Origin of the sequence: Pseudoalteromonas sp. LC2018020214, assembly GCF_016598755.1 — a bacterium.
Classification (GTDB): domain Bacteria; phylum Pseudomonadota; class Gammaproteobacteria; order Enterobacterales; family Alteromonadaceae; genus Pseudoalteromonas; species Pseudoalteromonas distincta.
On record NZ_CP066804.1, the window covers coordinates 2422149 to 2437232 of the forward strand.

At 38.6% G+C, this 15084-nt stretch carries 14 protein-coding genes; 1 reads left to right on the forward strand and 13 read right to left on the reverse strand.

The window, feature by feature from the left end; translation table 11 throughout:
• The first annotated feature begins 254 nt into the window (after window positions 1–254).
• On the forward strand, window positions 255–965 hold the full coding sequence (cysZ, locus tag JG479_RS10665; RefSeq protein ID WP_182671383.1) for a sulfate transporter CysZ: 711 nt from the start codon (window positions 255–257) through the stop codon (window positions 963–965).
• Between the two features lie 71 nt (window positions 966–1036).
• On the opposite strand, the gene JG479_RS10670 is transcribed toward cysZ, so the two are convergent.
• The 13 genes from JG479_RS10670 to prfA all read right to left on the reverse strand — a co-directional run bounded on the left by JG479_RS10670 (window position 1037) and on the right by prfA (window position 15077).
• Entirely contained in the window at window positions 1037–1558 is a 522-nt protein-coding gene (locus JG479_RS10670) for a hypothetical protein (protein ID WP_200219254.1), read from the reverse strand.
• Between the two features lies 1 nt (window position 1559).
• Window positions 1560–4868: a PKD domain-containing protein gene (locus JG479_RS10675; protein WP_200219257.1), complete on the reverse strand. Its 3309-nt coding sequence runs from the start codon at window positions 4866–4868 to the stop codon at window positions 1560–1562.
• A 16-nt stretch (window positions 4869–4884) separates the two neighbouring features.
• A complete protein-coding gene (rlmM, locus tag JG479_RS10680; protein ID WP_024605425.1) occupies window positions 4885–5970 on the reverse strand; it encodes a 23S rRNA (cytidine(2498)-2'-O)-methyltransferase RlmM in 1086 nt (361 codons plus the stop codon).
• A 17-nt stretch (window positions 5971–5987) separates the two neighbouring features.
• The gene (locus JG479_RS10685; protein ID WP_024595287.1) at window positions 5988–6356 is read right to left on the reverse strand and encodes a DUF423 domain-containing protein; all 369 of its coding nucleotides are present in this window, start codon (window positions 6354–6356) and stop codon (window positions 5988–5990) included.
• A 19-nt stretch (window positions 6357–6375) separates the two neighbouring features.
• Window positions 6376–7011: an alpha/beta family hydrolase gene (locus JG479_RS10690; protein WP_200219259.1), complete on the reverse strand. Its 636-nt coding sequence runs from the start codon at window positions 7009–7011 to the stop codon at window positions 6376–6378.
• A gap of 2 nt (window positions 7012–7013) precedes the next feature.
• Entirely contained in the window at window positions 7014–7916 is a 903-nt protein-coding gene (locus JG479_RS10695; protein ID WP_002958561.1) for a transcriptional regulator GcvA, read from the reverse strand.
• Between the two features lie 121 nt (window positions 7917–8037).
• Complete coding sequence (gene kdsA / locus JG479_RS10700) at window positions 8038–8892, reverse strand: 3-deoxy-8-phosphooctulonate synthase (RefSeq protein WP_002958560.1); 855 nt, start codon at window positions 8890–8892, stop codon at window positions 8038–8040.
• A 9-nt stretch (window positions 8893–8901) separates the two neighbouring features.
• A complete protein-coding gene (locus JG479_RS10705) occupies window positions 8902–10155 on the reverse strand; it encodes a DUF819 family protein (RefSeq protein WP_024595290.1) in 1254 nt (417 codons plus the stop codon).
• A gap of 14 nt (window positions 10156–10169) precedes the next feature.
• Entirely contained in the window at window positions 10170–10997 is an 828-nt protein-coding gene (locus tag JG479_RS10710) for a tetratricopeptide repeat protein (RefSeq protein ID WP_002958558.1), read from the reverse strand.
• 149 nt (window positions 10998–11146) lie between these two features.
• The gene (locus tag JG479_RS10715) at window positions 11147–11521 is read right to left on the reverse strand and encodes a SirB2 family protein (protein WP_024605422.1); all 375 of its coding nucleotides are present in this window, start codon (window positions 11519–11521) and stop codon (window positions 11147–11149) included.
• Window positions 11522–11550: 29 nt separating this feature from the next.
• Window positions 11551–13095, reverse strand: a complete 1545-nt coding sequence (locus JG479_RS10720; RefSeq protein WP_002958556.1) for a response regulator — start codon at window positions 13093–13095, stop codon at window positions 11551–11553.
• Between the two features lie 54 nt (window positions 13096–13149).
• The gene (gene prmC / locus JG479_RS10725; protein ID WP_154903383.1) at window positions 13150–13989 is read right to left on the reverse strand and encodes a peptide chain release factor N(5)-glutamine methyltransferase; all 840 of its coding nucleotides are present in this window, start codon (window positions 13987–13989) and stop codon (window positions 13150–13152) included.
• Window positions 13990–13991: 2 nt separating this feature from the next.
• Window positions 13992–15077 (reverse strand): peptide chain release factor 1, encoded by a 1086-nt coding sequence (prfA, locus tag JG479_RS10730; protein WP_002958554.1) that lies wholly within the window; start codon window positions 15075–15077, stop codon window positions 13992–13994.
• Window positions 15078–15084 lie beyond the last annotated feature (7 nt).

Genomic DNA, 15084 nt, shown 5'->3' on the forward strand with positions numbered 1-15084 from the left:
CTTTTTTCTTACGCAGTAAAGTTCAGTATAGTCATGATTAGTAAGTTTTTTATTTTATTGGCAAAAAATAATCGGGCCTGTCTTAAATAATCATAGTTGCATATTACTGAACACCTATTGTTACTATATAAACAAAACCACAATATTAAAGCTAACACTTTGTTACTTAAAAGTACTGTTCAAAATTTTTAAGCTATTTATACTATAAGTAATGGTAAATATTTTTTGAGGTTACAGTGCAGATCACACAAGGTATGGAATACTTTTTTTCGGGGTTTAAATTAATTAGCCAAAAAGGGCTAAAGCGTTTTGTCCTTATTCCGCTATTAATTAATATTTTGCTGTTTGGTAGCTCGCTGTTTTTTTTAGTTGGCTGGTTAAGTGATAGTTTTAGCTACATAAACAACATGCTCCCCGAGTGGTTAAGCTGGTTAGAGTGGCTAATGTGGCCTATTGCTGTATTAGTTGTTTTGTTTAGCTACAGTATGCTCTTTACAGTTATCACTAATTTTATTGCAGCCCCTTTCAATGCGCTCTTGAGTGAAAAAGTTGAGCTTTACCTAACAGGTCAAAAAATTAACGATGACGGCTTTGCCGAACTAGTTAAAGATATACCTCGCATGCTTGCCCGTGAGTGGACAAAACTATGCTACTACCTTCCTCGCGCAATTGGCTTTTTTATATTGTTATGGGTTTTACCGGTCATTGGTCAAATACTATGGGTGTTGTTTACTTGTTGGATGTACGCAGTTCAATACGAAGACTATGCGTTTGATAATCATAAAATTGACTTTAAGCAAATGAAAGACGATTTAAAATCTAAGCAAGGTTTGTCATACGGATTTGGTTTTGCTGTTATGTTGTTAACTGCTATCCCTTTTATAAACTTAATAGTTATGCCAGTCGCAGTGTGCGGCGCAACACGTTTATGGGTAGATAACTATCGTCCAAAATATCGCAGTTAATTAAAAGGTTGCTGACTTTTCAATATTCGAAGGACACCGCACCCTAGATTAAAAAGCACCTAAGGTGCTTTTTAATCTATTTTTAAAGCAATAAACTCAAGCAATGCACGCCTTGGTAATGCATCGCTTTGTTTATCTACTTCTTCAAATTTTTTAATCAAAATACTAAAGCGCTGATTATTAATATTAACGGCTGTAACTTCACCAATTTTTATACTGTAGTTTTGATGCTGATCAAACAGCTTTAGTATTTGACCTTTTACACGCTCTACGTATAAATAAGGTGTTTGGTCTGGCATCTTTAAACGAATGACATTGATTTTACTTAGTTCATGTACCGCGACCCAATTCTTACTCTGCATTAACGTATTATAACGACTAATACCTTCAGGCTGATAAACAACATCTTGGCTTATAACGCATGTATTACAGTCCTTTACTGATTCAATTCGCCAGTCAACAGCTGTATTTTTATAATACAAATTATCATTTTTTAGTAACCACTCACGTGCATTGTTAGTATCGCTACACGCTATTAGTAAGCTAAAAAAACTACTCAAGATAATAAACTTAGTGCTTAGCATTGGCTTCATACTATTGCTCTTTAATTGCTTTTAATTCAGCAATAATTGCACTACTTGGCTGTGCTTCTTTTATATAACTGGGCAGCGTTTCAATATTAGCAGGCGAGCTTTGTAAATTATGCACCTTACTGTTATTTGTATTTGGCACGCCAAATCGATTACCTGCACTTTGCATATAAAACTGTAAATTAAGCACGCTCCACTCATCTACATCACTCAGTATTGATATTGTATTATCTTGGTTAGTATCAAAGCTGGTTAAGCTTTCGGTGTTAATTGCATTACAATTAAAATCAACTGGTAGTGAGCTATTTCTATTTAACCCCTGTACTTCAAGTATGGTGCTTTCATTTAAATCTGCTGAACTACCATTTGAATAATCAATAATAAAATCATCCGTAGAGCCTAAATGACTATTAGTATTTGGTGCAATATCGCAACTAGCATTGCCTGGGTAAAAACGCTCATAGTAGCGATCGCCTTCGTTATTACCTATTGTTGATAAACCCGCTAATTGATATAAATAGTTCATAGAGCTTAAATGATTAGGCTTAAAATTAACTTCTTCATCACCGCCATGGTATAAACCTAAGTTATGACCTAACTCATGAAATATTGTTGATGCTTGATAATTATAAGTTACATTGGTTGCTACTTGCGTATCAAGCGTTAAACCCCAGCCCCCCATAGTTACCATTAAATCATTACCGCTTATCTCAGCAATACCCGAACCACTAATACTACCGTCTTCGTTACCACTACTTGCCATTAATAAATAATGGAAAATGGGCCTGCGAGTTATATCGCTATATTCCATTTTATAAGCAAATAAATTAGGGCTACTTAAATCGTATTCAAACGGGGTATAGCTGTTAAAAGGGACAAGATTTCCGTCACCTAAATCAAAGTTTTGCGGTGCTGTATTTGTATTTTGATCAAACAAATCACCTACGTCAAAGTGGACTGTATAACCTTTTTCTGCAAAAACAGTGGCTACTTTTTCAAGTGCTGTTCGATGTGGAGTAATACCTACATCACTGCTGTCCATATAATCAACTTCAATAAATATATCTTTTTGTGAGGTACGCGCCCCCCACTCATAAAGTGGTAAACCCGCGAATGTTGTACCCTGTTGCTCAGCGCAATCAGGAATACCATCCTCATCATCATCTATTGTGCAATTTATATTGTTTGGCCCAGCGGGTGTGTTAAACACAGAATAACTCCAATCAGTACTTTGATTAGTGTCTGTAGCATTAAGCTCGCGCTTTAAGCTGCCTCCTTGCTCGGAGATGATTTGCTCTGCGTTACCACCTTGCCATTGTGATGGCGTTACTGGCTCTTGTACTGAGTTACCAAATTTTACAAAGTCGATTGTTTGTGTACCTGCACTATTAAGTAATTCTACAAAACCGTTTATGTACCAATAAGGTCTAATTTCATCACTAGCATTACCCACAAGCGCTATTTTAGGATTGTTAACTGATGCATTGACTAAAAAATCATCTCCAAACTTGCTTTGTAAAATAAGGTACTCACCATTTTCAAGCTCTTTATTGGGCAGTGAAAAAGTTGTCTCTGCACTAGTCGAGCTATTAATCATATTAATACTGCGGGTTTTAAGCGAATAACTCTGTAAGTTTACAGCAGCCCCTGTGCCGTTATAAATTTCAATCCAAGGTAAGTCGTTACTAAATTGCACAGAAGAAACTTCAGTTATTTTTATATCTTGGCTAGAGGTAGTAAAAGAAGTAGCGGTTTGCGTTTCAATGGCCGTATCATCAAAATTAGTTAAATCAGCTGTAACACGGACAATATATTGGGTATCTTCATTAAAGCTTGCGCTTACATTTACAGTATGAAAATAAGTACTTGTGTCACTAGTAGTACCCGACAAACTTTCAATATTTAAGGCCAAGCAAGTAGTAAAATCATCTGCTGACACTTGTACACTTCCTGTACAAGCACCACTACTAGAGTTAACTGCTAAAGTGCTCGTTAGCATAATATCTGAAAATGTAATACTAACAGGGCTATCTACAAGAACTGGGTCATTATTACTTTGGGGTGTTACATTACTAATTGTAGCGGGCGTTGAATCAACCACAGTAATATTCAGGGTAAATTCGGTTGTGTCTTTTGAATCAGACGCAGTTAACGTATAGCTTTGTGAAGTGATACTGTTTGCAGGAGGTGTGTAGCTAAAAAGTAAGGCTTGTGCATCAATAACACTAATTTTTGCACCATTTAAATCATCACCAAAATCAATCTGAACGGTATCGTTATCGGCATCGCTAACTACTAAACTAAATTCTGTGGCTTGATTATATTGCACGCTAATACTTACATCATCTGCAGTTGGTGGATTGTTTGGTGCTAATACTGCAACTGTTTTTTGAGCGCTATTTGTAGCGTTATCGTCATCGGTTACAGTAACCACAAATGTAACATTGGTATTTTGTGAAACAGTGGGCGCATTAAAGCTAATGCTTGTTTGTGTTTGAGTAAGTTCAACTACAGGACCACTTATTTGCTGCCAAGTTATGCTATTAATACTACCATCGCTGTCTTGTGCATCTGCAACTAAGGTTACACTGTCACCTTTTTCAGCTTCTTCAGGGCCTGTAACAATGACTGTTGGCGCGCTATTTACTTGATTAATTAAAACCGTTTTACTCGCTTGAGCGCTTTTACCTGCATTGTCAGTTACGGTTACGCTAAAACCTAGTGTTGTATTTTCAGATACATTAGGGGCGGTAAAACTAAGGACTCCATCAGTTTGTGAAAACTCAACATTGTCCCCAGCAGACTGAATCCAATTAATATTACTTATAGTGCCATCTGTATCTTGAGCGTTAGCAACTAAACTAACTTGTGTGCTGGCAAGTGCACTACTTGGGCCTGTTATATTAACTGTAGGAGCATTATTTTGAGAGGTGATAGTGCCTGAAAAAACTTGTTGTGCAGTAGCACCTGAGTTGTCAGTAACTGTAACCGAAAAGCTAAAGGTCGTATCGGTTGTTACACTAGGTGCAGTGGCTGTAAGCGTGTTACCGTTAGAGGTAAACGTAAACTCGGGCCCGCTAAGTTGTTGCCATTGATAGCTGGCAATTTGTCCATCGCTATCACTTGCAAGCGCTGTAATAGTAAATGATTGATTAGAAGTAATAACGTTACTGCTAACCGAAAGCATAACACTGGGCGCAGCGTTACCAGAGGGCGTAGTTGTATCACTACTTTCGCCTCCCCCGCCACAGCCTGTGATTAAAAGTGATAAAAAAAGTAAACTTAGCCATTTATTAATATTGTTTTTTACCACTTTTAGCCTCTACATATTAACTATACAAATTTTGTGGCACCTTAGTAACGTTTAAATGAACGGTTATTTCCTCACGATCATGATATAGATGTTTAGCTTGCAACTCGTAATTGATACCTTGTTTCTCAAGCTCTTTTCTGATCATCGAAAGACATTCATAAACACTATCAAAGCGTTTTTTCATAGGCAGCTTTAAGTTAAATATAAACTCTTTTGCGTATGCATTTACTGCCCAGTCAATCATTAGCGTAGTCACTTTGGTCGGTTTTTCCACCATATCGCACACTAACCAAGTAATATTTCTTTTTTCTGGGCGATATTTAAAACCGTCGGCTCTAAAATGTTTAACTTGCCCAGTTTGCATTAAATCGTCATTCATTGGGCCGTTATCAATCGCACTTACAAACATACCACGGCGTACAAGCTGATAAGTCCAACCACCAGGGCATGCACCTAAATCAACACTGCGCATACCGGCAGCTACGCGTGACTCGCGTTGTTGCTCAGGTATAAATACGTTAAATGCTTCATCGAGTTTTAACGTTGAGCGACTCGGTGCATCGCTTGGCATACGAAGGCGCAAAATACCCATGAAAAATGGAGAATTATTAAAGCTATACGAGTAACCAACATAAGCCGTATTGTTTGTTAAAAACATGACATGCATTACTGGGCGATTTGCTTTTGGCTCACGTAGTACAGTATTTTGTTTTTCGAGGGCTTTTTTAAGCGGTGTTGAGATTTTTTTACAGAACGTTAAAAGCTCTTTACCTTCGTTTGTGTCTGGCGTTTCAACGCGCAGTTCTGAGCATAATGTAAAATCTTTAGCAGCTTCAACTACTGCGCTCACACGGTCCTCTACTGGCATGTTTTCAAGTAATGTGCCGGCAAACCATTGACGTGCAAACACCATGTTTTTAAAATCAACTTTTTTGATTATTTCGTCGCTGTGATGCGCTTCAAAACATTCGTAAACAACATAACCTGTATTTGGTTTTGCTTTTACATACCCTGCAAAACCTTGCTCTGCAGCATGAAACGTTATTTCAGCAGCGGCATCGTTTTCAAAACCACTACGACAAAAAATCACAACACTAGACATATTAACCCTTAAACTCTTTAAAACTTAAATCGTGCAACTTGCACTAAAATAACAATCCAACCAATAATAAAGCACAACCCACCAAGCGGTGTTATAGGCCCAAGCCACTTCATTCCTGTTAGAGCGAGTAAATATAAACTACCACTAAAAAGTAGTGTGCCCATTATAAAAAAGCCACCAGCCCAACTCAGGTTTATGCCCCATTTAATTAAAATAGCCACCGCAATAAGTGCAAGCCCATGCACCATTTGATATTCAGCAGCCGTTTTAAAAACGCCTAATGAATACTCCGATAAGCGGCTTTTTAAACCATGGGCAGCAAATGCACCTAACATCACCGAAAGCATACAAAAAATACTACCGGTCATTAAAAATAATTTAATCATCTAACCCCCTGCTCGAGTCTTAACGTATCTCAATTTGTTGCTTAATAAATTCAACGGCACTTAACGCTGCTGTTTCTCTATTTTGCAGTTCAGTTACGCCACTTTTTTTACGTGGTTTTAATGAGTGATCGCCATCACTCAGCCAAGTAAACAAAGGCTGCTTTGGCATTTTCATAGTAAGAAGTTCTTCACGTGTACCAAATGTATCTCGCTCGCCCTGTAATACTAAAAAAGGGCAAACAATATCAGCAAAATGATCGGTGCGTAATTTTTCTGGCTTACCCGGCGGATGAAATGGATAACCAAATGCTATAACACCTGAAAGGCTTTGCTCTGAACTACATGCAAGCATTGATGCCATGCGACCGCCCATCGATTTACCACCTATAAACAACGGTAAATCTGGCTGCGCATTCGTTAGCACTCGTTCATAATAAATAAGTAACTTTGGTGCTCGCTCAGGAGGCCTGCGTTTATTAGTTTGTTTAGCGATTTGCATATATTCAAAATCAAATAAACCAACATCAACCCCCTGCTCGCTTATTAATTTTGCCATGTGCTGCATAAAGTCAGAATCGCTACCAGCACCTGCGCCATGTGCAAATATAAACTGTGCTATTGCAGGTTGCTCCGTGCTTTTAAACCATTCAATCATTTTTAATACTCATGTTCTTGCTCATGCTCTACTAAGCTCAGCATCCACTCTTTAAACGAAACTATTTTACCAAGCTCTGTTTGCGACTCACGAAGCACTAAGTAATACGCATTTTTACTCTCTAGGCTATGATTAAACGGAATTACCAAACGCCCTGCGTCTATGTCGGGTTTAGCTAATACACTATTGCCAATTGCCACACCTTGTCCATGTACCGCTGCTTGTAACACCATAGAGGAGTGGCTAAATATAGGCCCTTGATTTACCTGGATGTTACGCACGCCTGCGGTTTTCATCCACGTTTTCCAGTTTTTACGTGTAGTGTCGTGTAATAGTGTGTGATGCGCTAAATCACTAGGTTGATCAAGCGGCTTTAACCCGCTTAATAACATAGGACTACAAAGTGGTACTAAATATTCGGTATGAAGCTTGTACGCTTGTACGCCATTCCAATGACCCCTTCCATAATAAATAGCAATATCTACGTCATCAGTGAGTGAGTTTTCATCTTGGTCTTGTGCTTTTATTCGCACATCTATCTCTGGATGTAACTCATTAAACAAACTCAAACGAGGCACTAACCACTGAATAGCAAAACTAGGGGTTAGGCTTACCGTTAGTGAGCCCTTAGCGCCACGAGCTAATAGCTTTTCAGTTGCATCAATAAGCTGAGTAAAAATCTCTTTAATATCTAAAAAATAGCCTTGGCCTTCTTCAGTTAATAATAAAGAGCGGTTTTTACGTAAAAACAACTTCAGCCCTAAATGCTCTTCAAGTGTTTTTATTTGATGACTTACTGCCGCCTGCGTTACATAAAGCTCTTCTGCAGCTTTTGTAAAACTTAAATGGCGTGCAGCCGCTTCAAAGGCTTTTAATGCGTTTAATGGAGGTACCCGTCTTGACATAATAACCAAGCTTAGAATTAGTTTTTCTTATGCGTGAGATTATATACATCATATAAGTTTGTGTATATTAAAGGCATAAAAAAAGCGACCTGAGTCGCTTTTTAATAAACATCATGCTTAATTATAAATCGCTTGCACTTGTATCAAGTGGGGCAAAACTTTTAATTAAATCATCAACCGCTTTCATTTGCGTTAAGTACCCTTCTAACTTGCTAAGCGCTAACGCACATGGGCCATCACATTTAGCTTCGTTAGGATTTGGATGCGCTTCGATAAATAAACCAGCAATACCCAACGCCATACCACTGCGCGCAAGCTCTGCAGCTTGTGCACGACGACCATCAGCAGAGTCAGCTCGTCCACCAGGGCGTTGTAGCGCATGTGTTGCATCAAAAATAACAGGTGCCATTGCCTTCATGTCATCCATACCAAGCATATCAACCACAAGGTTGTTGTAACCAAAGCTAGAACCACGCTCACAAAGGGCTACGTTGTTATTACCAGCTTCATTAAATTTAGTAATGATATGGCGCATTTCGTGTGGCGCTAAAAACTGTGGTTTTTTCACATTAATAATTGCACCTGTTTTAGCCATCGCCACAACTAAATCTGTTTGACGCGCCAAAAAAGCAGGTAACTGAATTACATCAACAACTTCTGCAACAGGTGCAGCTTGATGCGGTTCATGTACGTCAGTAATTAGTGGAATTTTAAACGTGTTTTTAATTTCTTCGAATATTTTTAAACCTTCTTCCATACCTGGACCACGGTACGAATTGATTGAAGAGCGATTAGCTTTATCAAATGAGGCCTTAAATACATAAGGAATATTTAGTTTCGTCGTAACTTCTACGTAATGCTCTGCAACACGCATTGCTAAATCGCGAGATTCTAATACGTTAATACCACCAAACAATACAAACGGTTTGTTGTTTGCAAGTTCAATTTCATTAATTTTAATAATTTGGTCTTTCATTTAAATTCCTTAAGGTGCAACTGCTTGCATCATTAATCCACAAATATAAGCCATATAAGTACCCACACCGTAGCCTAGTACAGCTAACAGAACACCAACAGGCGCTAATGACGGATGAAACGCTGATGCTACAACAGGTGCAGACGCTGCACCGCCCACATTAGCCTGAGAACCCACAGCCATATAAAATAACGGTGCTTTAATCAGTTTAGCCACAATTAACATAATGCTTGCATGCACTAACATCCAAATTGCGCCCACTAAAAATAGCCCGGGGTTATTGAAAATAGCGGTTACATTCATGTGTAAACCAATCGATGCAACCAAAATATATAAAAAGCTAGAAGCTACTTTTGAAGCGCCAAACGCTTCTATTTGCCTCACTTTAGTAAACGATAAGCCTATACCAATCGTTGTTGATATAACAATTAGCCAAAAGAATTTACTGTTTAAGCTGTATTCTTTTGCCCATTCATAAGTAGTGCCAAAGTACGGCCCCAAAAAGTCAGCGCAAAAGTGTGCTAAGCCAGTTATACCAAATGCAATTGCAATCAGCGTCATGTAATCATTAAGAGTTGGGATGCGTGCATGTTCTGCATGATATTCTTCCACACGCTTTTTCAAATCTTCAATTGCGCTTGTATCAGCCCCCGTCGCTGCATCAATCTTTTTATGATTTGCTGCCATTAACAATAAAACAGCCATCCAAATATTAGCGACAATTACATCAACTGTAATCATTACAGAGAATATATCACCACCAACTTCAAACATTTCTTTCATTGATGCTTGGTTAGCACCGCCGCCAATCCAGCTACCTGCAACAGTTGTCATACCGCGCCATACCGCATCTGGGCCATGCCCACCAACAATACTTGGGTCAAATGCGCTCACCACTAAAATAGCTAATGGCCCACCAATAACAATGCCTAAAGTACCCACTAAAAACATAATAAGTGCTTTAGGGCCTAAGTTAATAATCGCTTTTAAATCAATACTAATGGTAAGTAGTATTAAACAGGCAGGTAGTAAGTAGCGCGAAGCCACATAATAAACATTAGATTTATTACCATCTACAATACCAAAGGTATTTAATAACGAAGGTAAAAAGTAACACAGTAATAAAGCAGGTACGTATTTATAAAATCGTTTTAAAGCTGGACGCTCACTGTTTGAGGTTTTAAAAATAAACCCCAAAATAATAGCAAGCAAACCAAGCACAACGGCATCATTTGTGATTAATGCGCTTTGAGTTTCAACCATAATTATTCCTATTCTTAATGGTGCGTTTTATTATTATCTTCTAGTTCTTCTATTTGGTGTTGAATAATCTCTATTGCAGGATCGTCCGGACACTCATCTACAAAAAACTGTAAATCATCACGTGCCATTTTAGGGCAACCGAGCTGATTTAATAAGTAACCTCTGTCGCGTCTCTCATACGGGTCGTCGCCTATTAACTCCATTAGCATCTCTACACAGGTTAAAGCATGACCAAATTTATTTTCGCTAATGAAAGACCATTTTTGCTGAGCTAAAAATAACTTATATACTTCGTCATCAAAAATCAGCTCTAGTGGCTCTTGCTCTTGACCATCATCTTCATCTGCGTTTTCAGGGATAATATACCAACTTTGTTGTCCACTGCTTGGCTCTATTATGTAGCCTTCTTCATCACTAATCGCCACATGTACGCCAACGTCACCTTGGGTAAGACTAAGGTTCGCGTCACAATTAGCTTGTTGTAAAAAATGACAAAGTATAATTGCCAGTGTTGTAGGTGAACCACTGCGCATAGAAAGCGTATAGCTTAATGTATTTAATTTATATTCAGGCACTTTTAAACCTGATGCACTAAATAGCCAATCACTGTAAAACATATCTAATAATTTTTCGAGGCGATCGTGCTCATCACTCACTTTTAAACACAGCGCTGAAATTTGCTGTTCAAAGTCAGTTAAAGTTTCATAACATGGTGTTAAATCTATCTGAGGGTCCCACTTTGACTCTGCTTTAATACAGCGGTAAATCGCTGGAGGTGTAAATTCATCGTAAGCATCATCAAGATAAGATTCATCGTGTTCGTCAAACCCGAGGGTAGTCATTAATACTGCAACATTTTAGAAAACGAAGGCGTAGTTTACCTAACTTTAAAGCTATATACCAATATAGAGGTGTATTTGAATATTTTCTGAGAGGGAGTTGTATTTGAGCTTTACAAAACACCTATAAAGCTCAAATAGTCAGGTATTACTTAAAGCAAAAAAGCTGATTTAGACGTCGCTAAATAACCTATCGCTAAAATAACAGCAGTGTTAACTAAAACGTAAGCAACTTTAGCCGCCATTTTAGTTTGTCGGGCGCTTTTAGCCCCAATACCAATGTATATAACCACTAAAACTATTTTTTCTAATAGCCAATATTGTTCAAACGGATTAATTTTAGCCATAAATATAAGCGTAAGTGCAGACACTAATAACAAAGTATCTATACTGTGACTACCAATCATTACCGCTTTATTTTTTGCTAATTTACCACTGCCCATTCGCGAAAAAGCGCGAACATAAAATAATATTACACTTAACATCGCAATTGCCATGTGCGAGTGCTTTACTGCTAAATAATCCATATGCCCCTGTACTTCTGTTTTATAAAAATCTAATCAGGAAAACGGCTAAGAACCGCCTCTAACTCATCAAGCTTTTCGTTAAATACTTCAACCATTTTTGGTTCAAAATGTGTGCCTTTTTGAGCATTAATTTCATCAACCACATTTTGTAATGTCCAAGGCTCTTTATAACACCGTTTATGGCGAAGTGCATCGTATACATCAGCAAGTGCGACTATACGGCCAAATACGTTAATTGCGTTTCCGCTTAGACCTTGTGGGTAACCAGACCCATCCCATTTTTCATGATGCTCTTTTGCAATAATTGCACCTGTACTCACAATTTCATGGGGAGAGTCTTTTAAAATAGTATAGCCTTTATCAGTATGGGTTTTCATCACTTCCCATTCTTGAGGTTCTAACTTTGCTGGTTTGTTTAAAATCGCATCAGGAATGCCCACTTTACCTACATCATGAAGAGGCGACGCCAACCTTACTAAATCTGCATCATGTTTAGATAAACCATAGCCCTCAGCTAAAATATGACAAATATGTGCTACACGTTTAACATGATTACCTGTCTCGGTTGAGCGCTGCTCGACTGCTTCACTTAACCTATAAACAAGCTCTTGTTGTGTCGCTTCTATTTCAGACTGAAGCTGCACATTTTCAAAGGCAAGTTGCACATTTTGAGAAAATATTTTGATTAAATGACGCTGAGTATCCGTTAAATCCTTTGGGACACCTGATATGAACAGCATTGAGTTATGATTGTACTCACTACTGCAGTACGCAAATAAGTAATTATCTTTATAAATGATACTTTTATCATTAAGCGCCTGATGACACGCACTTAACTGCTCAGCTTGTAATACCTCATCAAGCTCTTTACCTTCACTTTTTTCAAAATCGCCAGTGCCAGAGCAAACTATTAGCTTTTTATTTTTTTCATGTTCTGGGTTTTGTGCAACTAAAGTGGTGGCATACATAGCTTGATCAGCAATACCCAATAAAGATGTTAATTGCTGCATAACGCCTTCAATAAAGTGCTCTATTGAATGCGCAGAAAAAATATCACGAGACGCTATAATTATTTTTTCAAGCCCTTCGCGTGACTGCTCAATCGAAATAATATCCCGATACGAGCGTAGGCTCGACATAATAACAGTAAATAATTTTTGAGCCGTTAGCTCAGTTTTCGATTTGTAATCGTTAATATCATAATTAATAATGACTTGGCGTTCAGGTGCCTGGCCAGGTTGGCCCGTTCTTAAAATAATCCGTATATGATTATTTTTAGCTTCTTCACGAATAAACTTAGCAACCTGCAAACCAGCGTCGTCGGTTTCCATTACCACATCAAGTAGCACAATAGCGGCATCTGGATGCTCCTTTATGAGCTCTTTCGCTTCAGCACCTGAGTAGGCACTAATAAACTCTAAGCGTTTATTTTGAAACTCAAAATCACTCAGTGCTAGTTTTGTAACAGCATGAACTTCAGGTTCATCATCAACGATTAATACTTTCCAGGTACCGTGTTCAATCTCATCGATTGTTTCTTCTGGTTCATCTGAAAATAAAAAATCACCCATCATAGTCGAAATTCCTTCATGGCATTATTTAACGCACTAGTAGGCAATTATTATTCTCTAGGGCCACAGTGCAAGTGTTACACGGTCATTGTTACCAAGGTCTTTCACTGTTTTAATATTAACAAACGCCATTTTTTCAAAGAAATGACGAACAGCTTCACCTTGCTCAAAACCGTGTTCTATTAAAAGATAGCCATTAGATGACAAATAGTCACGTGATTGTGTAATTATTTGTTTAATATCAGACATTCCGCAATCATCAGCCACTAATGCCGATAAAGGCTCAAAGCGCACATCACCCTGATTTAAATGTATATCGCTACTTTCTATATAAGGAGGGTTCGTGACAATTAAATTGAATTTTTCGCCATGCAACTCACTAAACCAGTTACTTTGTTTAACATGTACATTATTAATCGCTAATCGCTGCTGGTTACGTGTAGCAAGTGCAACTGCATCGCTTACTCTATCTACTGCAGTAATTTGCCAATTAGGCATTTCACTACCCAGTGCCAACGCTATCGCACCAGTACCTGTGCCTAAATCCAGCACCTTTGCTGTAGCGGGTAGCGCTATTTCAAGTGCTTGCTCGACTAATGTTTCAGTATCTGGTCGAGGTATTAGGGTCGTTGCGTTAACTTCAAGCGATAAGCTCCAAAATTCACGCAGCCCAGTTATATGGGCTACGGGCTCACCTTTCAAACGTCTTTGGATAAATACATTAAACTGCGATTGTTGCTCATCACTAAGCGCATGTTCTGGCCAAGTAAAAAGGTAACTGCGAGGTTTTTGAAGTATATGAAGAAGTAAAACTTGTGCATCTAATTTAGCACTTTCGCTGCTAAGTGCTAATAAGTCAGCACCTGCAGCAATTGCTTGTTCAAGAGTGTGAGCCACAATTACTCGTCGCCCATGGCCGCAAGTAAGTCAGCTTGATGCTCTTGCATTAATGGGTCAATAATCGCACTTAAATCACCGGCTACCACTTCGTTTAAACGATAAAGTGTTAGGTTAATACGGTGATCGGTAATACGACCTTGCGGGTAGTTATAAGTACGAATACGCTCAGAACGATCGCCACTACCTACCAAGTCACGACGCTCAGAGGCTTCTGCCGCATGGCGTTTTTCATCTTCAGCTTGTTGCAGTCGAGCTGCAAGTACTGACATCGCTTTAGCACGGTTTTTATGCTGCGAACGCTGATCCTGACACTCAACCACAACACCGGTAGGTATATGTGTAAGTCGAATAGCAGAATCAGTTTTATTTACGTGCTGACCACCTGCGCCTGATGCACGAAATGTATCAACTTTTAAATCTGCTGTATTAATTTGTATCGCTTCAGCTTCTGGTACTTCTGCCATAACCGCAACAGTACACGCTGAGGTATGAACACGACCTTGTGATTCAGTCTCTGGCACACGTTGTACGCGGTGTACGCCTGATTCAAACTTTAATTGACCGTAAACGCCTTCGCCACTGATATTTGCAATAACTTCTTTGTAACCGCCATGCTCACCTTCATTGGTGCTTACAACTTCTACTTTCCATTTTTTATTTTCTGCGTAGCGGCTGTACATACGAAATAAGTCACCAGCAAAAATAGCCGCTTCATCGCCGCCCGTCCCTGCACGTACTTCAACAAACACGTTGTTGTTATCTCGCGGATCTTTTGGCAACATTAATACTTGAATTTGATCTTCAATCACTAGTATTTGTGCTTTTGCTTCTTTATATTCTTCTTGCGCCATTTCACGCATTTCAGGGTCAGAATCTTTAAGCATTTCTTCTGCACTGGCTAAATCGTCTTGCGTTTCTTTATAGTTTAAAAACGTTTTTACAATCTCTTCAAGCTCAGAATACTCTTTTGAAAGCGCACGAAAACGGTTTTGATCACTAATGACCGACGGGTCGCTTAGCAGCGCTTGTACTTCTTCGTAACGCTCTACTAAGGTTTCTAATTTATTATAAACAGACTCTTTCATTTAACGG